The 26,735-nt window shown below is 62.6% G+C and carries 18 protein-coding genes; 7 read left to right on the forward strand and 11 right to left on the reverse strand.

Annotated elements, in window-relative coordinates; translation table 11 throughout:
• Positions 1-50: 50 nt before the first annotated feature.
• Positions 51-986, reverse strand: coding sequence for a ketoacyl-ACP synthase III (locus NMG10_RS03305; RefSeq protein WP_232856570.1), 936 nt, complete (start codon positions 984-986; stop codon positions 51-53).
• Between the two features lie 312 nt (positions 987-1,298).
• On the opposite strand from NMG10_RS03305, the gene NMG10_RS03310 reads away from it, so the two are divergent.
• From NMG10_RS03310 to NMG10_RS03340, 7 genes are read left to right on the forward strand one after another with little or no spacing between them, the layout of a single operon-like run.
• Positions 1,299-2,417 (forward strand): DegT/DnrJ/EryC1/StrS aminotransferase family protein, encoded by a 1,119-nt coding sequence (locus NMG10_RS03310; protein ID WP_254463832.1) that lies wholly within the window; start codon positions 1,299-1,301, stop codon positions 2,415-2,417.
• On the forward strand, positions 2,414-3,145 hold the full coding sequence (locus NMG10_RS03315) for a WbqC family protein (RefSeq protein WP_232856525.1): 732 nt from the start codon (positions 2,414-2,416) through the stop codon (positions 3,143-3,145). The genes NMG10_RS03310 and NMG10_RS03315 overlap by 4 nt, the downstream gene beginning before the upstream one ends.
• The gene (locus NMG10_RS03320; protein ID WP_232856524.1) at positions 3,138-4,118 is read left to right on the forward strand and encodes a hypothetical protein; all 981 of its coding nucleotides are present in this window, start codon (positions 3,138-3,140) and stop codon (positions 4,116-4,118) included. Before NMG10_RS03315 ends, NMG10_RS03320 begins: the two co-directional genes overlap by 8 nt.
• Positions 4,115-4,672 carry a GNAT family N-acetyltransferase gene (locus NMG10_RS03325; protein ID WP_232856523.1) on the forward strand — a complete coding sequence of 186 codons (558 nt, stop codon included), beginning with the start codon at positions 4,115-4,117 and terminating at the stop codon, positions 4,670-4,672. Before NMG10_RS03320 ends, NMG10_RS03325 begins: the two co-directional genes overlap by 4 nt.
• Positions 4,669-5,448: a phytanoyl-CoA dioxygenase family protein gene (locus NMG10_RS03330; protein WP_232856522.1), complete on the forward strand. Its 780-nt coding sequence runs from the start codon at positions 4,669-4,671 to the stop codon at positions 5,446-5,448. Before NMG10_RS03325 ends, NMG10_RS03330 begins: the two co-directional genes overlap by 4 nt.
• Positions 5,449-5,453: 5 nt before the next feature.
• On the forward strand, positions 5,454-6,206 hold the full coding sequence (locus NMG10_RS03335; protein ID WP_232856521.1) for a bifunctional 2-polyprenyl-6-hydroxyphenol methylase/3-demethylubiquinol 3-O-methyltransferase UbiG: 753 nt from the start codon (positions 5,454-5,456) through the stop codon (positions 6,204-6,206).
• Positions 6,203-9,712, forward strand: coding sequence for a glycosyltransferase family 2 protein (locus NMG10_RS03340; protein ID WP_232856520.1), 3,510 nt, complete (start codon positions 6,203-6,205; stop codon positions 9,710-9,712). The genes NMG10_RS03335 and NMG10_RS03340 overlap by 4 nt, the downstream gene beginning before the upstream one ends.
• 281 nt (positions 9,713-9,993) lie before the next feature.
• Here the strand turns inward: NMG10_RS03340 and NMG10_RS03345 are convergent, their stop codons facing one another.
• The 10 genes from NMG10_RS03345 to NMG10_RS03390 all read right to left on the reverse strand — a co-directional run.
• Positions 9,994-12,732 carry a glycosyl transferase gene (locus NMG10_RS03345; RefSeq protein WP_232856519.1) on the reverse strand — a complete coding sequence of 913 codons (2,739 nt, stop codon included), beginning with the start codon at positions 12,730-12,732 and terminating at the stop codon, positions 9,994-9,996.
• Between the two features lie 50 nt (positions 12,733-12,782).
• A complete protein-coding gene (locus tag NMG10_RS03350; RefSeq protein ID WP_254463833.1) occupies positions 12,783-16,358 on the reverse strand; it encodes a glycosyltransferase in 3,576 nt (1,191 codons plus the stop codon).
• A 126-nt stretch (positions 16,359-16,484) separates the two neighbouring features.
• Entirely contained in the window at positions 16,485-18,053 is a 1,569-nt protein-coding gene (locus tag NMG10_RS03355) for a flagellar hook-associated protein 3 (protein ID WP_232856517.1), read from the reverse strand.
• A gap of 13 nt (positions 18,054-18,066) precedes the next feature.
• Entirely contained in the window at positions 18,067-20,115 is a 2,049-nt protein-coding gene (gene flgK / locus NMG10_RS03360; RefSeq protein ID WP_254463834.1) for a flagellar hook-associated protein FlgK, read from the reverse strand.
• A 12-nt stretch (positions 20,116-20,127) separates the two neighbouring features.
• The gene (gene flgJ, locus NMG10_RS03365; RefSeq protein ID WP_254463835.1) at positions 20,128-21,321 is read right to left on the reverse strand and encodes a flagellar assembly peptidoglycan hydrolase FlgJ; all 1,194 of its coding nucleotides are present in this window, start codon (positions 21,319-21,321) and stop codon (positions 20,128-20,130) included.
• A gap of 11 nt (positions 21,322-21,332) precedes the next feature.
• Positions 21,333-22,448 carry a flagellar basal body P-ring protein FlgI gene (locus NMG10_RS03370; RefSeq protein ID WP_186714860.1) on the reverse strand — a complete coding sequence of 372 codons (1,116 nt, stop codon included), beginning with the start codon at positions 22,446-22,448 and terminating at the stop codon, positions 21,333-21,335.
• Positions 22,449-22,454: 6 nt separating this feature from the next.
• Positions 22,455-23,150 carry a flagellar basal body L-ring protein FlgH gene (flgH, locus tag NMG10_RS03375; protein WP_050706703.1) on the reverse strand — a complete coding sequence of 232 codons (696 nt, stop codon included), beginning with the start codon at positions 23,148-23,150 and terminating at the stop codon, positions 22,455-22,457.
• Between the two features lie 79 nt (positions 23,151-23,229).
• Positions 23,230-24,015, reverse strand: coding sequence for a flagellar basal-body rod protein FlgG (gene flgG / locus NMG10_RS03380; protein WP_050706704.1), 786 nt, complete (start codon positions 24,013-24,015; stop codon positions 23,230-23,232).
• A 48-nt stretch (positions 24,016-24,063) separates the two neighbouring features.
• On the reverse strand, positions 24,064-24,804 hold the full coding sequence (locus NMG10_RS03385; protein WP_203651601.1) for a flagellar basal body rod protein FlgF: 741 nt from the start codon (positions 24,802-24,804) through the stop codon (positions 24,064-24,066).
• A 217-nt stretch (positions 24,805-25,021) separates the two neighbouring features.
• A partial coding sequence (locus NMG10_RS03390; RefSeq protein WP_274235404.1) for a calcium-binding protein occupies positions 25,022-26,735 on the reverse strand: 1,714 nt, incomplete at its 5' end.

Consider the following 26,735-nt stretch of genomic DNA (forward strand, 5'->3'; position numbering starts at 1 on the left):
AAGCGCTGACCGATAACGGGCAGCGCCTCTTCTATATAGACACGCGGAGCTTAGCCATTGCGCTCGATGATTGCCGAGCCCCATGACAGGCCGACGCCGAAACCACTGAGCGCGACACGCTTGCACTGCGAGCCGATCACATGCTTTTCCAATAGCAGCGGAATGCTCGAGGAAACGGTATTGCCGGTCTCGACCATGTCCTTGACGAACTTCTCGCGCTGACGCCCCTCGTCGAAACGCTGCGAGACCGCATCGACGATCGCCGCGCTCCCCTGATGCAGGCAGTAAAGGTCAATATCCTCGGCCTTCAAGTGACTGGCCTCGAGCAACTGCTGCAGGTGCGCCGGGACCTTGACCAGCGCAAAATTGTAGACTTGGCGACCATTCATGAAGAACGTGCCTTGGGTGGTGCGCAAGTGCTCGGCACCCGCCCCATCACTGCCAAACAGCGACTTGCCCAGCTGCCAGGCAGCGTCCTCGCCCATCCAGGTGGCCGTTGCAGCATCGCCGAACAGCATGGTGGTATTGCGATCTTCAGGGTCGACAATCTTCGAATAGGGATCTGCGGTGATCAACAAGCCATTCTTCAGCCCCGCGGCATCCATGAAGCCCTTCATGGCATACAGGCCATAGACATAGCCGGAGCAGCCCAGCGAGATATCGAAGGCAGCGATGGCGGTGGACAAGCCCAGCTTGTTCTGGACGATCGCCGCGGTATGCGGCAGGCCCTCGGCATCGCCATTCTGGGTAACGACGATCACCACATCGATGGACGCCGGATCCAGCGCCGGATTGCCAGCAAACAGCGTACGGGCGGCCTCGACGCACAGATCAGAGGTTTCCTGATCGGCACCCTTGCGCGGCAGGAAGGTCGAACCGATCTTGCCGAAGATGAAATCCTGATCCTTGCCGAATTTCGCACCCTGGGCGTAATTGTCGACACCCTCTACAGGTACGTAACTGGCGATACTTTTGATGCCAATCATTGTGGCTTCCCGATGGAAATGGCGAAAATTCACGGGCTTCGCGACCAAGGCCATACACCCTGCCTACCGTCTCGACGAGGCTGCCCGCTGACTCAATAGATTAGAGATGCACGTTTCGACTGCCAAGTCACTCTCGCAACTCGACTGCGTCCCGCCATGCCGACACCGGAGGTTGGCCGACTTTTTGCTAACCAAGCAGAATTCCCGGTGCGAGACGTCGGTTTCATGGCGAAACCCTGACTGGATACACCGTTCGGCGCCAGGCCTATCAAGCCCTGCTTCCCCTAATTCGTAAAAAGAGCCGACCCGTCCATGGCCAAACCCATCACAGTCACCAGCCCACTGCTGCCTCCACTGGAGGAATTCCTGCCCTACCTGGAAAGCATCTGGGAGAGCAAGCGACTGACCAATGCCGGGCCATTCCATGCGCAACTGGAGCAGGAGCTGGCCGAATACCTGGGGGTAGAGCACATTTCGCTGTTCTCCAACGGTACTCTCGCATTGGTAACGGCACTGCAAGCCCTTCGCGTGACGGGGGAAGTGATCACCACGCCCTACTCCTTCGTGGCAACCGGCCATTCGCTGCTTTGGAACAACCTCAAGCCGGTCTTCGTCGATATCGACCCGCTCACCAACAACCTGGATCCCCAGCGCATCATCGAAGCCATCACGCCGGAGACCACAGCGATACTGCCCGTGCACTGCTACGGCATCCCCTGCGATGTCGAGGCCATCCAGGAAGTAGCGGACACCTACGGTTTGAAAGTCATCTACGACGCTGCCCATGCCTTCGGCGTACGCCAGAACGGCGAGAGCATCCTCAACAATGGCGATCTGTCGATCCTCAGCTTCCACGCCACCAAGGTGTTCAACACCTTCGAAGGCGGTGCCATTGTCTGCAAGGATGAAAAGCTCAAGCGCCGCATCGATTTCCTGAAGAATTTCGGCTTCGTCGACGAAACGGTGATCATGGCCACCGGAATCAACGGCAAGATGAACGAGATCCAGGCCGCCTTCGGTGTACTGCAGCTGCGCCATATAGATGATGCGCTCCAGCGCCGCCGGCGGGTATTCGAACGCTACCGTCAGGCGCTGGAGAGCGTCGAGGGCATCACGCTGTTGCGTCAACCGCAGGGACTGGACTGGAACTATGCCTACTGCCCGATCCTGATTGATGAAGAGCGCTTCGGCACCTCGCGCGACAAGGTCTACCAGCTTTACCGCGACCAGAACATCCTGGTCCGCCGATATTTTTATCCGCTGATCTGTGAGTTCCCGATGTACCGCGGCCTGGCGAGTGCCAACCTCGACCACCTGCCCAACGCCCTGGAAGTCTCGCGCCAGGTTCTCTGCCTGCCTATCTATCCGGATCTCGACGACGACACTCTGGAACAGATCATCGACATCCTGCTGGGAGCCCGTCAGGCATGAGCAACGCAGTTGTGGGCGAACACCGGCGAATCGCGCTCATGCAACCCTACTTCCTGCCGTATCTGGGATACTTCCAGCTGATTGCCGCATCGGACCACTTCGTCCTGTATGACAATGTGCAATTCATCAAGAACGGCTGGATCGAACGCAATCGATATCTGCTGGAGGGCGAGGCGAAGTGGTTCCGCATCTCCCTGACCAAGGACAGTCACACCCAGCAGATCATGAACCGGCGCATCGCCGAGCAATTCAGCCTGGAGGATCTGCTCAACAAGCTGGAGTTCGCCTATCGCAAGGCCCCTCGTCGCGAACCGACGATGACCTGGCTCGAAGGCCTGCTCGCACCAGCGGCAGACAGCATCGCGACCCTCAACGAACGCCTGCTCAAGGCATGCTGCTCACTCCTGGCGATCGACACCCCCATTTCACGAGCCAGCGAGCTCGGACCCGGCAAAGGCCTGCTGGGCGAAGAGCGGGTCATCGAAATCGTCCAGGCGTGCCGCGGCACCCACTACCTCAACCCTGTCGGTGGCGGCCACCTGTACCAGGCCCAGGCCTTCGGGCAGTCCGGCATCACCCTTGAGCTGCTTCACGCCAGCCTGCCACCCTATGCCCAGGGTAGCAGTCGCCCATTTGTTGCCGGCCTGTCGATCCTTGATGCCCTGATGTTCCACGAGCCCGAAAACGTGGCCGCATGGGCAAGACTTGGCGAGATCCAATATGCCTGACGCCATCGGTGGCTACTTCGAACTGGAATTGCGCAAGGGCCAGACGCCCTACCCCCAAGCCTCGGCCTTCAACAGTGCGCGCGCCGCTTTTCGCGCCCTGGTGCAGGCCCGGGCTCCACGCCGCATTCACCTGCCGTACTACATCTGCAACGTTCTCGAGCAAGCCCTGCAAGGCCTGGAGGTCGAACTATGCCGCTATGGGCTGGACGCCGACCTGAGCCTGGCCGCGCCGCCCGGACTGACGAGTGACGAGGCCTTGTTGTACGTCGACTACTTCGGGCTCAAGGGAGACTATGTTCGCCAAGTGCTTGCTCCACGATACGGATACCAGTTGATCGTGGACAACTCACAAGCACTGTTCAGCGACGCCCTGCCCGACATTGCCACGATCTATTCGCCACGCAAGTTCGTCGGTGTTGCCGATGGCGGCTGGCTGGTCAATGGCCCGGCCGAATTGCCTACCCCACCGCAAGGCACTTCCCTGGATCGATTCGGGGCATTGCTCGGACGCCTGGAGCAAGCTGCCGAGCACCATTATGTCGATTACCAGGCCAACGAGGCATCGCTCACCCGGCAAGGCGTCATGGCCATGTCCACCAGTACCGCGCGGGTGCTCGACAGCATCGACTACGCGCAGGTCAAGGAGCGGCGCGGCAACAACTTGAACGTCCTGCGCCAGCATCTCGACACCTTCAACAGCTTCCGCTATTGGCCAGATGCCATTGTTCCGGCGCTGTGCTACCCCTTGCTGCTCGACTCGGCATCCGCGGCGGGCAGCTTGCGCCAGCACCTGCTCGAACAGGCCATCTACGTTCCCTGCTACTGGCGGGAACTCATCGACAATCCGGCGACACCTCCTATGGAGCGCCATCTGGCCGAATGCCTGTTACCGCTTCCCCTGGATCAACGCTACGACGCAAAAGACATGCAGCGACTGGCTGACGCCGTCATCACTCATCTGAGGAAATCATGAGCATCAAAGGTCAACGCATCGTGCTGAGGGCACTGGAACTCGAAGACCTGCCTGCACTGCACCGCTGGTCCAATGACGAGGCCCTGTGGAGCTTGCTGGGTGGCTGGCACTTCCCGGTTTCTCGCGAAGCACAGAAGGAATGGCTGCTAGGGCTCAAGAATGACCCGATGAATCAGCGCTTCGGCATCGAGACCCTAGACCACGGACTGATCGGCACTGCAAACCTGGTCGGTATCGACTGGAAGAACGGCACCGCCGAACATGGAATGATGATCGGTGACTCGACACTGCGCGGCAAGGGCTATGGCACCGAAGTCATCGGCACGGTCATGCGCTATGCCTTCGACGAACTGGGCCTGCACCGGTTGTGGACGACGATCATCGAATACAACGAAGCGTCCCTGGCAACCTATACCCGCAAAGTACCCTGGACCATCGAGGGCGTGCAGCGTCAATGGTACTACCGCAAGGGTCGTCGCTGGGACCGTGTCGTCCTCGGCGTCACCGTCGACGATTACCGCAACTGGCTCGAGCAGCAGGAGCAAGACCGATGAACGCACTACATGAGGAACTGCGACTCAACGGCTATGCCTGTGTACCCGAGCTGATTGGACAGCCACTGCTCGATCAGTTGCGTGACGACCTGAGTGCCGCCATTGATCGTTGCCGCCAGGTCCAACTGGAGAACGGCATCACCCAGCGCACCGAGCAGACAGCCCATCATATCCTGACCTCGGACAGCCGATTCATCGAGCTGCTGGCCAGGCTCGCGCACTGGGGACTGACTGACGCTCTCACGCACATGCTTGGGGGCCTGCCGATCCTCAACTCCTTTGGTGGCCTGAACAATCTCAGCAGCACCGACGCTTATGTGCGAAACGTACACAGGGATGTTCGCTCATGGTCCGCCGAACACATGCAGATGGCCCAGGCCCTGGTGCTGCTTGACGATTTCACCGTCGACAACGGCGCAACACTGTTCCTGCCAGGCTCGCATACCGCGCCTGACAAACCCACTGACGTCGACTTCGAGACAGGTGCCAACAAGGCGCTCGGCAAGGCCGGCTCCATCTACCTGTTCGACTCGCGGATCTGGCATGCGGCCGGCATCAACCGAACGCCGGATCCACGCCGCTGCCTGACGCTGACATTCACTCGCAGCTACTTCAAACCGCAATTCGATTATTGCCGGGCATTGGGCGATACGTTCTGCATCGCCCAGCCGGCGGCCGTGCAACAACTGCTCGGCTGGCACGCCCGGACCCCCACGACCCTCCATGAGTGGTACCAGCCTGAAGATCAGCGCTTCTACCGCAAGAACCAGGGATGAGCCCCATGACCACACGCGACTACAACCAGGAATTCCAGGACAACGCCCATCGCAGCTATTTCTATGACTTCGATGCGCGGCTGCGGCGCTACATGCTGGAAACCTTCTCACCCTGGCTGCTCGACGGTGCGGCACTGGAGATGGGGTGCTTCGAGGGCGCCTTCACCGCATTGTTCGCCGAGCGCTTCAAGGACCTGACGGTTATCGAGGCCGCCAGCGACCTGATCGAAGTGACCCGCAACAGGGTCGATGCGCCGATCAAGTTCGTCTGCAGCACCTTCGAACAAGCACAGCTCGAACCACGCTACCAGAACATCTTCCTCATCCACACCCTCGAGCACCTCGACGATCGCCGCCAGGTGCTGGAGCGCGTGCGCAACTGGCTGGCACCGGGGGGACGCCTGTTCATCGCCGTGCCCAATGCCAATGCGCCGTCGCGCCAGATCGCCGTGAAGATGGGCCTGATCGAACATAACAGCGCGGTTACCGAAGGTGAGCGCCTGCACGGCCATCGCATCACCTACAGCCTCGACACCCTGGAGCAGGAAGCACGTGGCGCAGGCTGGCGAATCGCCCAGCGTGGAGGCGTGTTCTTCAAGCCACTGGCCAACTTCCAGCTGGACCAAGCCCTGCAAAGCCAATTGATCGATGACCGTTTCATGGACGCATGCCAAGCCCTGGGCATGGTCTATCCCGACCTGTGCGCCAGTGTCTATGTCATCTGCGAACTGCCTGACAAAGCACCGGAAAAGCCATGATCAACTCAGCCCTGCACGGTAAGCCGCGCCACCCGTACTACGTCTTTGCCCCCGACTACCGGGAAACCTCGTCGGGCATCTGTGTGCTGCACTACCTCTGCCACGCCCTGAACTTGGCGGGGTATGAAGCCTACGTCAGCCAGTGCGTCACCAACCCCAATTTGCGCACTCCGATCCTCACGGACGAAGTGCGCCAGCATCACCAGGCCATAGGCCTGGCGCCGATCGCGGTGTATCCGGAGGTGCTAGACGGCAACCCCCTCGGCACACCTATAGTGGCGCGCTATATCCTCAACCGTGAAGGCTTCCTGACCGGCCGCACGATCGACGCCCAGGACAGCGACCTGTTCTTCTATTACACCCAGGATTTCGGCGCAGATGCCAACAGCGATGACTTGCTGCTGCTGCCGATCATCGACTCCGAACTGTTCTCGCCACCACTGGAGCCGGTCGAACGCAGCGGCCACTACCTGTACCTGAACCGCATCGATCGATCGCTGGTCGACCTCTCCCTGCTACCGAGCGACGTACAGATCCTCAGCCTGGCCAATCCGAAGTCCCTGGCGGAACTCGCGGAGATCTTCCGCACGGCCTCGGTGCTCTACAGCTACGAAATCTCCGCCACTTGCACAGAGGCCATGCTGTGCGGTTGCCCGGTCATCTACCTGCCCGGTGGCCATGTCAAGAGCCAGCCATTCACCGAACAGTTCGGCAATGCCGGGTCGGCGCTCTACGATGAACCGGGCGGGCTGGAGCGAGCCCGTGCGACAGTCATGCAGGCGCGCGCACGCTGGCTGGACATCGAGAAGGCTTTCTGGCCGCAACTGCAGCGTTTCCTGGATATTACCCAGCGTGCGGCCGTCCAGTACGTCTGCGATCACCGGGTGCCCTCCGTGAAGGATTGGCTACGCCAGCGGCAAACGACCCCCGCTCAGCAGCGCCTGGTCGATGCTCGTCGCCAGGCGTTGCGCGGGCAGACCAGCCTCACGGTACTGGTGCGCGACAAGCACGGCGAGGCACGGGCGCTCGACGATACCCTGGAAAGCCTTGCCTGGTGGAGGTCGAGCAGTTCCATCGACCTGCGCACCATTGTCCTGAGCACCACTGCCACACCAACACGCGCAGACCAAGACACGCACTGGCTGCATGTCAGCTCACCCGGTGCTATCGAGCTCAACGAGGTCTTGCAAGGCGATGACAGTGATTGGTTGCTTCTGCTCGATGCCGGTGACGAGATCCTGCCATCGGGCGCCTTGCTGCTCGACCTCGAACTGGCCGGCGCGCAAAACTGCCGGATGATCTATTGCGATGGTATGTTCCGCTCGGCCGAGGGCCCTGGCGCAGCCCTTCGCCCGGGTGTCAACCTGGACTACCTGCTGAGCCTGCCATTGGTCATGGCCTCGCACTGGCTGGTCCGCCGCTCGCTGGCAGTGCAGGCCGGCGGCTACGATGCAACGCTCCCCGACGCGCTGTCACTGGACCTCGTGCTGCGACTGATCGATATCGGCGGACTTGATGGCATCGCCCATCTGGAAGAGCCGCTGGTCGTCAGCGATTTACCAGTGGTCGTGGAAAACCAGGACGAGCGCGAGGCGGTGCTGCGCCACCTGGCCAACCGTGGCTATGCCCAGGCCGAAATCGTGGAAAATCCACCTCGCCATTACCACGTCAAATATCGGCATGCGCACCAGCCGCTGGTCTCGATCCTCATTCCGACTCGCGACCAGCTGCCACTGCTGCGCCGTTGCATCGAGAGTCTTCTGGAGAAGACCCGTTACCCACATTTCGAAATCATCCTGATCGACAATGACAGCCAGTTGCCGGAAACCCTGGAATGGCTGCAGCTCATGGCGAACATCGCCGCAAGCAAGCTGAGCGTACTCAACCACCCAGGGCCGTTCAATTTCAGCGCCATGAACAACCTTGCCGCCTGCCATGCCCGCGGCGAATACCTGCTGTTGCTCAACAACGACGTGGCGATCCTCAACGACGACTGGCTGGATGAACTGCTCAACCATGCTCAACGCCCGGAAGTCGGCATCGTCGGCGCCAAGCTGCTCACACCAACGGGGCATGTCCAGCATGCCGGCCTGATTGGCGGCCTGAACGGGCCAGCCGGCAGCCCCAACGCCGACCAGGCAGCCCATGATGGCGGATACCTGCAACGCCTTCTGGTCGACCAGAATGTCAGCGCTGTCAGCGCCAGTTGCCTGATGATTCGCAAGGAAGTCTACGAAGCCGTCACGGGCATGGACGAAGCGCACTTCCAATTGACCTGCAATGACCTGGACCTGTGCCTGAAGGTCGGTGAACTCGGCTACCTCAATGTCTGGACACCCCACGCCCTGCTACTTCACGAAGGTGGCGCGACCTGGTCCGAGGCTCGCAAGGATGCACGCTTGCGCCAGCGCTTCGCGCAAGAGCAGCACCACGCCCAGAAGAAGTGGCTGACGACCCTGGCCAATGACCCGACCTACAACAAGAACTTTGCCCTCAGGGGCACTGGCTATTCGTTCGAGGCCTTGCACGACCTCACCTGGAAGCCTCTCTGCTGGCGCCCACTGCCCGTGGTGCTGGCCTATGCCGCGCTTGACGAACAAGTAGCCTCGGAGCGCCTGAAACCGGTCTTCGGCGCCTTGCGCGACGCCGGCCTGATCGATGGCTGCCTGAGCACGCGCGCGCTCAGCCCGGTCGAGGTCGAGCGTCTGCGCCCGGACGTCATCGTCATCCAGCACCAGAATGACCGCCGCCGCCTCAAGCTGATCAGCCAAGGGGTGGAACTGTCACAGGCCTTCAAGGTGCTCGAGGTCAGCGGACCAATCGCCGGCCTGGGGGCTGGAGCCGCCTCGACCAGCATGGAGCTGGAAATTCTGACACAGGCCATGCGCCTGGTGGATCGGGTCGTCGTGCCGACGCAAGCCATGGCCGACGCCCTTGCGCACATGCACCCTGACATCCGCGTGATCGGTACCCGCCTGGACGCACGCTGGGCCAGCCTGCCATCCCCGGCAAACCTGGACGGCAAGGTACGAGTGGGCTGTGGTTTCTCCGCCAGACACCCGCGAACGTCGCAACTGGCAGAAAACCTGGTACGCCGGTTTGCCGACCAGGTGGACTGGATCCTTTGGGGCGACGTGCCGCATCACCTGCATGGCTGTGCGCGTGAAATTCATCCAGGCAATGTCCAGTACACGCCCAGGATGCTGGCCAGCCTGAACCTGAACACGGCCTTGGCGCTGCGCGCGGATGACCCGGCCGAACAATTCAATGACGCCTTGCCTCTACTGCAATTTGCCGCCTGCGGCCACGCGGTGATCTGCAGCGATGTCGAGTCATTCCAGGTCGACCTCGATGTCATGCACGTACGTAATGAACTGGACGCCTGGGCACAGATGCTCGAACGCCACCTCGGCGATACCCGCGACCACATCCGAAAGCCCGAACAGATCGGCTTGCTGGATGAGTCGCACCTCCAGGACTGGCAACTGGCCTGGTCGCCGAACTGACCGCGCCATGTAATATCGACACAGGGGCTACCTACCTCGATAGCCCATCGCAAACCGCAAAAATCCGATGCCTGAAAGGGCATCGGATTTTTCATGGGCCTCGTTCGGCCACGATGCGGATCAGATTCCTGTGTCACTGAGGATCGACGGCTGGTCCATCGTCGAAGAAAGCCTCGACGCCTGCGATCCAGCCTCTGACATTCGCCGAAGATGAAAAAATGCCAGTCAGTTTGACTGACTGGCATTGATCCAGATGCCCGTGCTGCCGGCGAGTGCGCCAGTCAAATCAACTGTTCGAGCCAACCGAGGGAGGCAGACAGCCCCTGCTCATCGCTCAGGCGATCAAGCCCTCTCGACCCTACGAAAGCGGCAGGCCACTTCGCAGCCAGGAGCGTGGCGACTTCATCATCCAGAGCAGGCAATCCAGCTGCGAGCAATTGTGCCTTGGGCGTCCAGACAGCCAACAACCCTGCTTCGCGAACCGCCAGGCTCAAGCCGATGCCGATATCCCCGGCGAGCGGCAGGCCACCACAATGTTCGAACGCATCCCTGCTCACCATAAGGCAACCATCGGACACCGCCGGGCACGCACGTACCGACAGTGGCCATTGCACCGCGACGCTGTCCGCTTGCGACAGATGCAGCCAGGGCGAATACACCCGAGGACCGGCCAGCAGTTCGAAACCTGCGTGTGCCAGCGTCCCGTCAGCCGCCCACAGGCTGGCGCCGACAACGCCAACCTCTGGCCTCTGCGCCTCGTTCAACAGCGATTCGATCCAGGCAGGCGTGATTACCTGGCAATGCGGCGACAGCAACACCAGGTAATCGCCACGCGCCTCGCCAGCCGCCAGACCAAGCAGTTGCTGACGCGTGGCACCGGCTTCGCCAGCGACGACCCGCAGGCGGCCACCGAATGCCTGAAGCGCTTCGGCCTGGTCTGCGCAAGGTTGCCCGGGAAGCGCCAGCACCACTTCGTAGCGCGGATAGCGAGTTCGCTGAAAAATACCGGTCAACCAGGTAGGCTCGACCTCGCCCGCCAGCACGATGCTGACCATCGGTGTGGCGCTATGGCGGAAGTCGATTGCCAGCCCCCCCGCCCCTGGCTCACTGATCTGAGGACGATAGCCCAGCTGGGTGAGGTGGCGATTGAGGATCTTGCGCGCCTCCTCGGTAAATACCGAGGAAGGTTGCCGGCTGACCACCAGGTAGTCATCCATGTGTGCCAGGCTGGCAACTCCGTGATGCTCGACCAGGCGCAGCAGCAAGTCATACTCCAGGGTCTGCGGGTCAGTGCCGTTGTAACCGTCCAGGTCGAGCACCGCCTGTCGACGCACCAGCCAGTGTCGCGCCATCAGCCCCGGCTGGCTACGCAACAGATCCAGGTCGCTGCCAGGCCGGCGCACCGCGAACAGGCGCCCATCAGTGTCACGCTGGACTTCGTCGGCGGCGATAGCCTGGCAAGCCGGGGCCTGGGCAAGTTCAACCGCCAGGCGCATCAACCCGCCGGCAAGAAGCACATCGCCCGCCTCGAGCAGCAACAGCCACTCACTGGGCAACTGGCGCAGCAACTGGTTCAAGTGCGAAACCCAATTGCCCTCGCCGACCTGGATGAAGTGCAAGGTATCGCGCGCGGTGGTAATTGCCGGTGGCTTGCCAGCCTTGAGCACCACCAGCTTGAAATCGCGCAGGCCACTGGCCAGCAGGCTGTCGAAGGTCGCCTGCAAGGCCAGGTCATCGTTTTCCAGGTCAAGCACGACAAATGCAATCTGTGGCGCCGGGTGTTCGGCCAGGTGGGCCAGCACTCGCTTGCGCGCTGCTTCGTCCGGGGTGGCCGCGTCGATCGCCGCGAGTACCTGCCCCGATGGTGTGTCGAGCAAGGAGTGGCGAGTCTCGCTATCCGGCACCTCAAGCAGGCGTGCGATCCAGTCATTCATCTCACGGGCATGATGCGCATTGCCCTCTCCAGTCAGCATCGGCTCGAGGCGGCGGCATACCTGGAGGTTGAACAAGCCCAGCCCCAGCGCTTTCCAGTAGCGCTCCTGCAGGCTCTCGCGGGTGTCATTGGGGTGCATCACCAGCAGGTCGCGCTGACGGACCCACGCCCCCTCGAGGGCATGCCGGTGGCGCTTGCCGGTCGGCCAGGCGTGACAAAGGAACTCCACCTCGGTCAACCGATCGAACAGCGGGCGACTGTAGTAAGGCAGTTCCACATGCTGACTGGGTTCGAACGAACGCACCGGGTCATCGATCACGCTGGTCCAGCGCGAGGTGAAAAGCAGCGGCTGTTCGCCCTGGCTCCAGGTTTTGCGTATGAAGCGATTGAGCGTTTCGAAGCCATCATCATCGGACAGCACGCCCTGATCCCCACCACCCCACTGGCGCAGGATACGCACGGTCTGGATCAGTCGCTCCTCGCGCACGGCAGGGGGCAGGCTCTCAGGCCGCGACTCGCAGACCACGTCGGTCTGCTCGAGATGGGCGACCGTCCCACGTAGCAGGATTGCGCAAGACAGCGCCACTCGCCAGCCTGCAACATCAAGCCCCTCTGGCAGCGACACCAGTGCGGCCTGCAGCGCCTGCGTGCGGATTACCGCGCGCCAGGCTTGTTGCTCGGCGTCAGCGTGGCGTCGCAGCCGATCAAGGACACCCTCGCCCGCCTGCGTGCAGAACACCGCCCCCACCTTGTGATAAGTCAGCTGGCTATTGCCCGGCGCATAGGCCAGGGCATGGCCTTGCACGGCCATCACCTCCGGCTGGGCATGCAGGTACCGTGCAGCATTGTCCAGCGCGGCACCCAGGACAAAGTCGGCATCCAGCGCCAGGCACACGAACGGCGTCGTCACCTGTGCCAGCAACTCGACCAAAGCTGCGGCATCGACCACCGCCGACGACGCCAGGCCCAGGCACGGCACGCCGGAGCGACGGTAGTAGTGCGCCGCGCGAGCACGGTGATCCGCCTGGTCATGTCCGAGCAGGACGACGGTCACTTCATCACGCGACCCAAGTGTAGTTTCGTTCATAGGGCACCTGTTCATGGGGTTCGGCACCTGGCTTGGCCAGGCGCCAGGATTCAGTCAGCCAGCCAGGCGTTGGCCCAATGCTGCAGATGGTGTTCGTTCAGTACGTAGTCACGCAGAACCGCCTCGCGTAGTGCATCACCCTGGCGGTAGCTGGCCATCGGGTCGGCAAGGTGCATGCGGATTGCATCCAGCCACTGCTCGGTGGTGTTCTCGCGAACCCTCGTGCAGGGAAGGTAGCCTGCATATGCCTTGGTGTCGGTGCAGATGACCGGGAAGCCGCACGCGCCATATTCCAACAGGCGCAGGTTGCTCTTGCAGTCGTTGAACAGGTTCTGCTCCAACGGCGCCACCGCCAGGTCCAGGTTGAGACTGGCCAGCTTGCGCGGATAGTCCGCGAACGAGATCCCTGTGTGAAACTCCTTGACGTAGGGCAGCAGCGCCTCCGGACACATGCCGAAGAACACCCAGTCGACTTCGCTGGCCAAGGTCTTGATCACATCCAGCATCAATTCCAGATCACCGCGGTGACTGGTACCCCCTGCCCAACCCACACGCGGACGTACGCTGGTCTGGCGCTGGCTGGTCAGTCCGCTCCACAGCGATGCGGCGAGCATGTTGGGGACGACACGGATGTCCTGGTGCATGCTCGACAGCGCGTCGGCCAGTGGCTCGGTGGAGACCACCACCCGGTCGCACAGGGAAATCGCCTTGCTGACCAGCTCACGCATGTTGCTCGGCATGTTGCGCGCATGGTCGTTCTTCTTCGGTGGATCGATGATGTAGTCGTCCAGCTCGTAGATGCGCCGCGCACTGGAAAAGCGCTTGTACTGTTCGATATCCCTGACGTTGGCGGGCAGGTAGCGGCACTGCAGGATCACCACATCGGGCTTTTCCCGCTCGAGGTCGATCAGCCCCGGCGCGCTGTAGTCGATACGCCCCTGGATCCAGCCCGACCGCTCCAGCTCATTGAACGGCTGGACCACTCGATAGTGTCCGACCGCCGAGGTGCTGCTCGGCAGCGCCAGGACAGACGGCATGGCCCGCGCGATGAACGGATCCCACCCACCCCGCAATCCAGGGTCGAAGTTGAAATTCGGCAACTTGAGGCTGAGGTTGCGGTTGTAGGCCGGATCATTCGCCACCCAGGCCAGCCAGCGCGCATACAAGGCATCACGGTCGTCCTGCCAGCTTCGCGGCGAGCTTTCCTCGGCCGCCTGGGCGCCCAGCCTGGCCACACGCGCGAACGGCGTCCACACCGACAGATAACCGGCCGCCCGCGCCCGCAGGCACAGGTCGGCGTCGTGCAGCGATGCCTGCAGCGCGGCAGTGTCCAGCCCCCCCAGCTCGGCGAACAGTTCACGCCGCACCAACAGGCAGTCCAGGCTCAGCGCGCTCCAGTTCTGTACCAGGCTCAGCCGGTTCATGTAGCCGTCTTCGTTCACCGGGCAGCCCAGGAATGGACTGGCCGCCGTGGCCTGCATCCCCAGGACCAGGCCCGCCGAAACCACGGCCCCACTGTTGTCGAACAACTTGGGCCCGACCATCCCGACTTCGGGACGCTGGCCAAGCTGCAGGAGCTCGGACAACCACTGCGGTTCGAACAGTACGCAGCCGGCATCCAGCAGCAACAGGTAGTCGCCCCGAGCGTATACACTGCCCTCGTTGAAACTCTGCGCTCGACCCTGGGCGGCACTCTCGAGTACCCGCAATTGCTCACTACCCAGATCCCGCAAGCCGTCGAGCCAGGCACGCACATCATCCGACGTCCCGACGCTGGCGACCAGCACCACCTCGAAATCGGGATGCGCGGTACTGGCCAGCACAGACTCGACGCACCGCACCAGCACCGCCAGGTCGCCAACGGCAGGAATGATGATCGACACGCTCGCGACCTGGGGGTGCAGGTAGGTGACCCGGGTCATCAGGCTGCCAGCAATACCCTGCACCTGCGCGTCCACACCCAGGCGCCGCAGGTGTGCCTCCAGCACCCGCGGCGCCTGGACGTGGCCTGCAGTGTCGGCCAGCCATTCGGCATAGCCGTGTCGGCACTGCACCAACACCTCTGGGATATGCTCGACCACCTGCAGGCCGTGAGCCTCGATCATTCGCCACAGCAGGTCGTGAGGCGCCAGGCTTTCGAAGCCGACGTCAAAGCCCCCAAGCTCACGCACCGCCGCATTGTTGAATGCCAACAGGCGCCCGACGTAGGGCAGGCTGCGCATCAGGTCGAGGTTGAAGTCCGGCTTGAAGATCGGTGCCGACGCGGCGAGGCTGTCGTTGGCACCCTCATCGATGTACAGGCACAGGCTGTCACCACGCAGCGCCATGCGCTCGGCCATGATCACCAGCGCATGGGTATGCAGGCAGTCGCCAGCACGCAGCAGGAACAGCCAGTCGAGTGACGGACCGTCAGCCAGCCAATGGTTGAGCGAGATAAACTCGGCATCGCCGCGCACCAGGTAACGAACACGGTCTTGCACCGGCCGTTCAAAACCCTCAGGCGTCACTACCAGGACTTGTTGGGTCGGGTAGGATTGCTGCCAGAGACTGTCCAGCGTCGCACGCAATTCCTTTTCGTCACCTGCCTCACAGTACACCACCACCGCGATACCCGGCTGGCTTGGCCATTGCTCCACACGTTTGGGCAAGAGCCGTTCCTGCCCGGAGGATAGCCGGCGATGCTCGAGCCATTCAGCGTACAGCTCGGCAAAACTCAGGCTGTGGGTACCGATCTGCTGGTTGAAGTTGGCCATCTGCGCCCCGAAGAAGCGCCGAAGATCGAGCTCGTCCCACTTCTGCTGGGGGTTTTCCAGGTAGTCCGCCAACGGCATGTAGCGTACCCAGCCGTGGGCGGGCGCCGGCTCGGCATTACGTTCGGCGAGCATCTGCAGCAGCCACTGGGTGTCGCTCTTGTACGCCTCGACCATGGTGCCTTGATGGCTAAGACGCCCCGGACGCACTCGTTCCAGGCTCAGTACCTGCTCCAGGCTGGCCAGCTGTCCCCTGCGCAGAACGCAAGCGTAGAGCGCCAGGTCCAGGCGAGCGGAAAAACCCTGCCCATCCTGCACCAGGGTGGGCAGGTACGCCGCGACCTGGTCACGGCGCAGCAAGGCGTGGCTCAAGCCACCGAACAGGTTGGGTGCATCATCGGCGACGCTTTCCAGCAAGTCGGTGCCGTGCAGCACCGCACTGTGCACGGAAATCACGAAGTTCAGCGCACGTGAAGGCAATAGTACGTCATCGGCGGCGCACATCAGGCGCTGGCAGATGACCATGCTGATCTGTTGCGATTCACCGAGCACACTGGCCTGCTGGCTGATACAGCCGGCAAACAGCGTGTCATCGTCACAGAGGAACTTGATCAGCTCGCCCGAGGCGTGCGTCAGGCAAGCCAGCAGGTTGCGGGCGAAACCAAGGCGCACCGGGTTGCGTACGTAGCGCAAGGGAGCTGGCGAAGTGACCCGCAGCTCATCGCAGATCGCCTCGATCTCGCCCCCGGGGCTGTCGTCGCATACGACGATCTCCAGATTCGGGTAATCCTGGGCGATCGCGCTGGCCAACGTGCTGCGGAAAAACTCAGGATTGAACGCGGGAATGGCAATACTGACGAGGGGTTGTGCGCTCACGGGTACTCACTCAAGGCAAAGGTTCGCTGACAGGGCTGGATGCCCTGCCGGGCGTCTGGTCAGGCCCATGGCACCTTCGAGGAGCCGCCTCACCCTGCCGAAAGGCGGACGAGACGGCTTCGTGGATCAGATGTAGTTGACCAGCGACAGGCCGGCGATCTTGGCGAAGGACTGCATCGAGGCCTGCAGCATGTTCTTCTGCATTTCCAGGCGCAGCATCACTTCGGCCGGATCGCTCTCGCGGATCGAACTTTGTGTCTTGGTGTTCTCGCCAGCAAGCGCCTCGTTGGTTTCAGCCTGTACATCCAGCGCCTGGCCACGACCACCGATGGCAGAGATCGACGACGACACCTGGTTCATGCCGCTGGCGATATTGCCCAGCGCCGCGTCCTGCGCGGCGAGGAAGTTCTGCCGCGCCACCGGATCATTGTCCTGTGGGGTGCTCAACGCGGTCCGCAGTTGGCTGATGGTGTTGAGGATGTTCTGGTTCTGATGGGTGTCCGCCTTGACCGCGAACGAGTCGCCGGCATTCGGAGCGCCTGCCAGGTCGAACGTCACACCGGCAGCAGTGGCCGTGGTGCCACTGAGCGTGCCGCTGGAGATCGGACGGCTGTCGGCGGTCATCGGCGAGGCATACAGCTCGAAATCGGTGGCGCTGGTGAACTTCAGCACCGCGCCGCCCCCCGGGAACGCAGCCTTGTAGGCGGTCGGGTCGCTGATGGTCGCATCGGTGATCTGCGCCGACGAGGTATTGCCCGGGCTGCGGGTACCGGCGATCGAATCGGCCTTGGAGCTCAGGTTGAAGCTGTGACCGGCGATGGCGGCATCCGGGTTGGCTTCGTCACCCGCCTGGAAGCTGATCTTCAGGCGCAGGTCGACACCGCGGAAGCTGATGGTGGTATTGGTACCCTTGGGATCGAACTTGCCACCCTGGCTGGCTTCCAGGGTCACATCGTTGCCGCCGGCATCGAGGATCTTGTACTCGGTGCTGCTGGTGAACTGGACGCTGTAGGGTTCGCCACTGCGGAAGCGGTCGTTGTAGGTGGTGTTACCGGACACCTGGCCGTTGGACAGGCTGACCCGGCCGTCATCGGTGGCCGGCGCGGTCAGGCGGGTCTCGCTGCGGCTGGTGTTGAGCGCCTGCTCGAAGGCGCTGTAGCCGGTCTCGTTGGCGGCCAGGCTGAGCATGTCGCCGACCTGCAGCATCAGGTTGCTCTGGTCGCCCTGGTAGCTGTAGGTGCCGTCGGAGTTGCGCACGTAAGGCTGGGTATCGCCCTTGGAGCCGGAGAACAGGTACTTACCGTTCTCGTCCTTGCTGTTCATCAACGAGAACAGCTGGTCTTCCAGCGAGGCCAGTTCGGAGGCGTTGGCCTTGCGATCGGCGTCGGTGAAACTGGCGTTGCCGGAGCTGACAGCCAGTTCGTTGACGCGCTGCAGGATCGAACCGATGGCGTTGAGCGTGCTTTCACTGCTGCCCAGCGCGTTGCGCACGTTGGTGATATTGCCCTTGTACTGGTCGAGCATGTTCTGCTGCTGCTCGAGCTGCAACAGGCGCGCGGCGCCGACCGGATCGTCGGCGGCGGTGCGCACGCGAATGAAGTCGCTGGCTTCCTGCGTCGTCTTGTTGACGTTGCCGAAGGTGCGCTCGTAGTTGGCGCTGCTGCTGTTGTAGAACTGCGGGGTGGAGATGCGCACGGTCTACGGCTCCTTAAAGGCTGTTGATCAAAGTGGCGAAGGTTTCCTGGGCCGCCTTGATGATTTGCGACGACGCGGTGTAGTACTGCTGGAACTTGACCAGGTTGCCGACCTCTTCGTCCACGGACACGCCGGAGCTCGAGTTGCGGCTGGTCAGGGCGGAGGATTGCAGCGCCTGGGTGGCGTTGCTGTCCATCTCGGCCTGGTTGGTCTTGCCACCGACGTTGGACACCAGCTTGGCGTAGGCATCGGTGAAGCTGATGCCCTTGCCATCGGCACCGGTATCGACGGTGGGCTTGGTCTGCAGGTTGATCACCGACTGGGCGTTGCGGTTGTCGGCCGAGCCGGCACCGGTCAGCGAGACGGTGTAGTTGTCACCGCCCTTCGGGGCGCCAGCGACGGTCATCTCGAAGGTGAACTTCTTCTGCGTGCCGCTGGCGTCGTTGATCGGGTTGCCGCTGCCATCGACCATCGGCACGGACAGCTGCAGCTTGTTCTCCTGGCCGGGGATGATCGTGCCGCTGCCGATGGGGCTGCCCTTGGCATCGAACATGGTGTAGGTCTGGGGCGAGGTCTTCTCGTCACCGAACACCAGCTTGACCGGCGTCGAGTACTTGAGCCCCGTCTGCAGGTCGGCGCGCTGGGCGGCATCGTAGATGTCCAGCTCGGAGGTCAGCGTGGGCTGGCTGATCTGCCCGGTGCCCTTGTTGCCCGATCCGCTGGTAGCGGTCAGCGGGCTGGCCATCGCCAGGCGCTTGGGATCGGTGAGCACCGTCTCGATGCTGGCCGCGGCATTGCGGGTGGGGGTGATCTTGAAGCTGTCGCCGGCGATCGGTGCGCCACCGCGCAGGTTGAGGCTGAAGCCATCGATCACCGGTGGTGGATTGGCGGTGATGTCGAACTTGCCCATCTCGGTGTTGTCGGGCAGGCGGCGTACGGTGAACTCGTTGGCGCTGGTGAACGTTACCTGGTAGTCATTGGTGGTCAGCTTGCCGGTGTCCTTGATGTTCACATCGAGGTTGCCGGAACCGGGGCTGTTACCGAGCTTGGCCACGCTGCGCCCGGCCATGGCGGCGGCGCTGTTGATGTCGCCGAACAGGGTCGCGCCGAACTCGCCGTTCTTGTCGATGCCCTGGGCCAGCTGGCTGTTGATCGCATCGGCCACCACCAGGGCCACACGGCCCAGCTCGTTGAGCGCAGGGTCCAGGGTGTCCTTGCGGTAGCGCAGCAGACCGCCCAGCTCGCCGCCGGTGGTGCTGTCGGTGATGTCCATCTTGGTCGAGCCGCGATTGAGCACCAGGTTCATCCGCGACGGGTCGGTCGCCGCAGGCTCCACGCCCAGGGTCTGGGTGGTGTTGCCCAGCACCAGCGACTGGCCGTTCTTCAGGTAGATGTCGTAGTTGCCGTCACGCTCGACCACGTCCACGCCAATCAGCTTGTTCAACTCGCGCACCGCGCCGTCGCGCTGGTCGAGCAGGTCGTTGGGCTTGCCGGTGATGGCGGTCATCTTGACAATCTGCTGGTTGTACTCGGAGATCGTCGCGGTCAGCTTGTTGATCTGGTCGGCCGTCGCCGCCATGTTGGTGTTGATGTTGCTGTTCTGCTGGTTGAACTGCGCCGACAGGCTGTTGAAACGCTTGGCAAGCGATTGGGCGCTGGTCAGCAGCAATTGCCGCGAGGCATCCTCGGTGGGCTTGGCCGAGGCGTCCTGCATCGCGCTGAAGAAGCTCTTGAGCGCCGCGGTGATACCGGTGTCGGCGCTGGACAGGGCATTGTTCAGCGGGCCGATCTGGTTGAGGTAGGCGTTCGCGTCGCTGGACAGCGACGTGGTGGAACGCAGCTGGTTCTCGAGGAAGGCGTTGTACACCCGGCGCACATCGGACAGCGTGGTGCCGGTGCCGATGAACACCTGGCCGACCTGCTGGCCACCCTTGGTCTTCTGGACGATCTGCTGGCGAGAGTAACTTTCCACATCGGCATTGGCGATGTTGTTACCCAGGGTGTACATCCCGGACTGGGCGGCGCCCAGGCCAGACATACCGATATTGATCAAACTCGCCATGGTTTCCTGCCCTTAAAGTTTCGTGGTGGTACCGAGCATTGCGTAGCTCTGCTGCGACTTCATCTGTTTTGCGATCTGCGAGATCTTGCTGGCGTAGTTGGGGTCGGTGGCGTAACCGGCCTTCTGCAACTCCCGCACAAACTGTTCTGGTTTATCGGCCGCCCGCACTGCATCTTGATAGCGCGAATTGTTCTGCAACAGGCTCACCAGGTCGTGGAAGCTGTCCTGGTAGCTGTCGTAGGAACGGAACGCCGCGGTCTCCTTGACGAACTGGCCGTTGCGGAACTCGCTGGTGATCGCCCGCGCCTCGCCGCCCTGCCAGCTGCCGGTGGCCTTGATGCCGAACAGGTTGTGACTGCTGCTGCCATCGGGGTTGCGCATGACCGACTTGCCCCAGCCGGTTTCCAGCGCGGCCTGGGCCACCAGGTAGCGCGGATCGATACCGATGCGCTTGGCGGCCTGCTCGGCCATCGGCAGCATGGTGGCGACGAAGGCGTCGCTGTCGGCGAAGGCCTTTTTCGGTGCCAGCGGCGGCTGGGCCACGGCCCGACCGAGAATCTGCAGGTTGCCACCTGGCGCCGCGAAGCTGCGGGCCGGCTCCCAGTCGCCGACGGCCACGCCACCGGGCGGGATATCGCCACGCCCAGGCAGTGCCGTGGCATTGGCGACGGCATTGCCAGCGGACGGCACGATGCCGGACAGCAAGCGATCGGTGAGCTTGCCAGGCAGCGCCAGGCGCCGCGCATTGAGCGCAGCCACATCGTTACGCGTAGCGGCACTCTCGACCATGTGCGCGGGCTCGGCCACTTTCGAGGCCCACAATGCCGGCGCCTGCCCTTCGACCCGGGGAAACGGACTGGTGTTCGGGCGCGCGGCCTTGTTCTTCGACAGCTGGCGCACCAGCACATCCTGCAGGCCGATACCACCCCCTTCGCGCGACATGCTCACGGCCATCTGTTGGTCGTACATGTCGCGGTACTGCTTGACCGTGTCGCTGTTCATCGGGCTGTCTTCGTCAGCCATCACATCGCTGGCCTTGCGCGACGCCTTGAGCATCTCGCTGATGAACAACGACTCGAACTCCTGGGCCACCTTGCGGATGTTGCCCTCGCTGTCGCGATCCCCGCGCTTGAGCGAGCCCAGGCGATTGAGGTCGGTGTAGGCGCCGCTGTCGGCCTGACTGGAAACAAGACTCTTCGAATTCATCCCTGGCGTCCTCAGATCACGATCAGGTCGGCTTGCAACGCACCGGCCTGCTTCAGCGCTTCGAGGATGGCCATCAGGTCGCTCGGCGCCGCGCCGACCTGGTTCACCGCACGGACGATCTCATCCAGCGTGGTGCCCGGGCCGAACTTGAACATCGGCTTGGCTTCCTGCTCGGCGTTGACCCGCGAACGCGGCACCACCGCGGTCTGACCATTGGAGAACGGCCCCGGCTGGCTGACGATCGGATCTTCGGTGATGGTCACGGTCAGGCTGCCGTGGGTGACCGCCGCCGGCGACACCTTGACGTTCTGACCGATGACGATGGTCCCGGTGCGCGAGTTGATGATGACCTTGGCCACCGCCTGGCCCGGATCGATCTCGAGGTTCTCGAGGATGGACAGGTAGTCCACGCGCTGGCTCGGGTCCATCGGCGCGGTGACCCGCACCGAACCGCCATCGACGGCCTGGGCCACGCCCGGGCCGAGCAGCTCGTTGACCTTGTCGACGATGCGCTTGGCGGTGGTGAAGTCCGGACGATTGAGATTGAGCGTCAGGCTGTTGCCCTGGTTGAATCCGCTCGGCACCGCGCGCTCGACCGAGGCACCGCCGGGAATGCGACCAGCCGACGGAACGTTGACGGTGATCTTCGAGCCGTCGCGACCTTCGGCATCGAAGCCGCCCACCACCAGATTGCCCTGGGCGATGGCATAGACGTTGCCGTCGATACCCTTGAGCGGCGTCATCAACAGACTACCGCCACGCAGGCTCTTGGAGTTGCCGATGGAAGACACGGTGATGTCGACCACCTGGCCGGGCTTGGCGAATGCCGGCAAGTCGGCATGCACCGACACAGCAGCAACGTTCTTCAACTGCACGTTGCCCGACCCCGGCGGCACCTTGATACCAAACTGCGACAACATGTTGTTGAAGGTCTGCAGGGTGAACGGTGTCTGGGTGGTCTGGTCACCCGTGCCGTTGAGGCCCACCACCAGGCCATAGCCGATCAGCTGGTTGGCGCGCACGCCGGAAATGCTGGCGATATCCTTCAGGCGCTCGGCGTGAGCACCGAACGCACAGGACAGAAGCAGGGTCGCGGCAATCAACCGCCTAGCGTTGAACATGGTCATCCGTACTCAGAAAGGCCAGAGCGGGCTGATGAAGAAACGGTCCAGCCAACCGGGCTGGCTGGCATCGGCGAACGAGCCGGTGCCCGAATAGGTGATGCGCGCGTCGGCCACGCGGGTGGACGGCACGGTGTTGTCGGTGGCGATGTCGTCGGCACGAATCAGGCCGGCAATGCGCACCAGTTCCTCGCCGGTGTTCAGGGTCATCCACTTCTCGCCGCGCACGGCGATGATGCCGTTGGGCAGCACCTCGGCCACGGTCACCGTGATGGAACCGGTCAGGGTGTTGCCCTGGGTGGCCTTGCTGTCGCCCTTGGTGGAGCGGTCGCCGCTGTAACCGGCTTCAAGCGTGAGGTCGCCGCTGCCCAGCGGGTTGTTGGTGTTGGGCACGGTGCCGAACAGCGAGGTCAGGCCGATATCGGCCTTGCTGTTCTTCTGGATCTGGGAACCGGCGTTCTTGCTCGCCGAGGTACGCTCGTTCAGGGTGATGGTGATGATGTCACCGACCCGGAACGCCTTGCGATCGGTGTACAGACCCTGCTCGAAACCGGCCTGGTAGATCGAGCCGTTGTTGGCCGCCGCCGGCAACGGGGTGCGCGGCAAGACCGGCGCATAATACGGGTCGTTTGGCTTGGGCGTCGGCGCAACGCAACCAGCCAGCAACACCACCCCCCCAAGGGCGAATACGGACAACAGACGGCTCATGACACTTACCTCATGGTGAAACAGGCGCTGCAACAGCGAGCGGATGATCAGCGGCCCGCCTTGATCGGACCGCCAGGGCTTACAGCTGCTGGGTGACGAACGACAGCATCTTGTCGGCGGCGGAGATGACCTTGGAGTTCATCTCGTAGGCGCGCTGGGTGGTGATCATGTTGACCATTTCTTCCACGGTGCTGACGTTGGACGCCTCCAGGGTTTTCTGCAGGGTGGGGCCGAAACCGTTCAGGCCAGGCGTGCCGATCTGCGGCGCACCGCTGGCGGCGGTCTCGAGGAACAGGTTGCCGCCGATGGCCTGCAAGCCCGCCGGGTTGATGAAGTCGGCGGTCTGGATGTTGCCGATGACCTGCGCGGCCGGGTTGCCAGGGGTAGTGATCGACACCGTGCCGTCCTGGCCGACAGTGAAGGTCTGGGCATCCGGCGGTACGACGACCGCAGGTTCCAGGGCGAAGCCGTTGGCGGTGACGACCTGGCCGTCGGAGTTCAGGTGGAAGGTACCGTCACGGGTATAGGAGACGGTGCCGTCAGGCTGCAGCACCTGGAAGAAGCCACGACCGTTGACCGCCATGTCCAGCGGATTCTCGGTCGTCTGCAGGCTGCCGGTCTGGAAGTTCTTCTGGGTGCCGACGATACGTACACCGGTACCGACCTGCAGGCCCGAAGGCAGCTCGCTGTCCTGGGTGGACTGCGCACCGGGCTGGCGCTTGATCTGGTACAGCAGGTCCTGAAACTCGGCGCGATCACGCTTGAAGCCAGTGGTCGAGACGTTGGCCAGGTTGTTCGAGATGACCGCCAGGTTGGTATCCTGGGCGGAAAGGCCGGTTTTAGCGACCCAAAGAGCCGGAAGCATTTAGTGTTCTCCTCGTGCGCCTGTTTTACGGCACCCGTTCAAATGTGATTAGCCGATCTGCAAAACCCGAGCCATGGCTTGATCGCCTTCCTCGGCCGCTTTCATCATCTTGACGTGCAACTCGAACTGTCGGGACAGCGCCAGCACCGATGTCATTTCCTCCACGGCATTGACGTTACTGCCTTCGAGGAATCCCGACACCACGCGCACGTTCACGTCCATGTCGGCCGGCTGGCCGCTGGCGGTACGGATCAGCCCGTCCTGGCCCTTGATCATGCCCTTGATGTCAGGGTTGACCAGCTTGATTCGGTCGACCTCGGCCATCACCCGCGGGTCCTCGCCCATGGCGCGGATGCTGATGGTGCCGTCATCGCCGATCTCGACCTTCTGCTCCGGTGGTATGGCGATCGGACCGCCATTGCCGATTACCGCCATGCCGTTGCCGGCGCGCAACACACCGAGGGCGTCAATGTTCAGGCCGCCAGTGCGCACGTAGGCCTCGCTGCCATCGGGGGCCTGCACGGCAATGAAGCCGTTGCCGCTGACCGCCACGTCCAGCTCGCGACCGGTTTCCACCAGCGGACCGGCACTGAAATCGGTGGCCGGCCGTTCGCTCATGGCAAACGCGCGCGCCGGAAAGCTGTCGCCGAACACCGGCATCGAACGGGCCTGCTCCAGATCACGCTGGAAGCCGTTGGTGGAAACGTTCGCCAGGTTGTTGGCATGGGCCTTCTGCGCCAGCGCGTTCTGGCTGGCGCCGGTCATGGCCACGTAAAGCATCTTGTCCACAGTCATCCTCCGCTGCACGGGCGATCGATTGCCGGTCGCCGTGGCTATACCAAGCTTCGAGCAAGTTTCGCGCCAATTGCCATAGAAACGACAAAGACCCCGGTTTACGGGGCCTTTGCCGAAAAGCACGCTGACAGAGAGACAAAATCTCGGCGGCGGGTGCCTGACAGCGGCAAGGCTTGGCCGCCTGCGGACGCTGTCAGACGCCGCTTGCCTGTCAGGTGATGGTGAAGGTGTCGCCGTTGTTGGTCTGGAACGACTCGATGGTATTCGAGCCGGCGTACCAGTTGCTGAGCATCACCCCCGAATCGAGGTTGCCGGCATTCCAGTCAGCCTTGGAGAAGATGAAGGCATTGACGCCATCGTTCTGCACCACGACATCCTGGAAGGTCTGGATGTTCTTCAGCACCACCACGTCGACACCTGCGCTACCGGTATCCTGGATCACCACGCCCGCCTTGGAGTAGATCGTGTAGACATCACTGCCCTCGCCACCGAAGGCGTAACCGGCCGACATCATGTCCAGGCGGTCGGCGCCGGCGCCACCATAGAGTTCGTAGGCAAAACCGTTACCAACCAGGCGATCGTTGCCATCATCGCCATACGCCTTGCCGTTGGTGGTCTGGATGGTGTCGTTGCCGGCATCACCATGGTAGACGGAACCCGTGTCGTTCAGCGCACCGGTGATGGTGTCGTCGCCGTCACCGCCATTGACGACATCCGCCTGGGCGACCTGGGTGTTCGCCGGGCGCGCCAGGGCACCGAAATCGGTGGAGTAGATGCCATCCCCGTAGAGGATGTCATTGCCCGCACCGCCATTGATGACATCGTCGCCTTCGGCGCCATAGAGCGTGTTCGCACCGGCATCGCCATTGAGCACATCGGCGAACGCGGAGCCCGCCAGCCCTTCGATTCCACTCAGCACATCACCCTCGGCATGCCCGCCAGCCACAGTACCTGCGGCAAGATCGATCGACACGCCGGCATTGCTCGAGATGTACCAGGCCGAATCCCGACCGGCCCCACCATTGATCACATCCGCGCCAGCACCGCCAATGAAGTTCTCGTTCGCAGTGGTCCCCACGAACGTATCGCTGAACGCCGTACCCTCGAAACTCTCGATACTGGTGAACAGGTCATTACCGGTAGCGTTCAGATCGAGCGTAACCCCAGCGCCCTCGCCGGCGAACGTCAACAGATCGACACCTAGCGAGCCATTGAAGTCGTTGGGCTGATCGTTGGCCACAAAGACATCGCCCGACGACGAGCCGACGAACTTCTCGATGCCCTCGAAGGTATCGCCCTCGGCGATACCGCCATGCACGCCGGTCTTGAGATTCAGGAGAATGCCAGCAGTGCTGTCGCCATACGAAACAGTGTCGATACCCGCGCCGCCGACGAAACGGTCGGCACCGGCACCGCCAAACAAGGTGTCATTGCCAGCGCCACCGACAATCACGTTGTTGCCGGCATTGCCATAACCGGTGAAATTGCCAGAGCCGATGTAGGTGAGGTTTTCCACTTCGTTGGTCAGGGTGTAGTTGGCCAGGGAGGTGCGCACCTCGTCGATTCCGCCACCGGCCTGCTCGAACACGCCGGCAGCGCCATGCAGGTAGTACACGTCGTTGCCGGCACCACCGGCGAAGCTCTTGCTCGACCCCGTCGCCTGCATGATGAAGGTGTCGTTCTGGCTGCTGCCGATGACACTGTACATGCCGGTAAACTTGTCGCCTTCGGCGTCGCCGCCCTGGCCCTTGCCGCCGGTGTTGTCGATGGTGATCGTCACCGCCTGGTCGGACAGCGAATAGTCCATCGTGTCGTTCAGGCCGCCATCGAAGGTCTGCGCGCGCGCGTCGCTGATGAAGGTGTCGGCGTAGTTCGAGCCCTGGTACACCTCGATGCTGTCGAAGGTGTCGCCAGCGGCGATGCCA

Origin of the sequence: Pseudomonas sp. DVZ6, from assembly GCF_024259445.1 — a bacterium.
In the GTDB taxonomy this organism is placed as follows: Bacteria; Pseudomonadota; Gammaproteobacteria; order Pseudomonadales; family Pseudomonadaceae; genus Aquipseudomonas; species Aquipseudomonas peradeniyensis.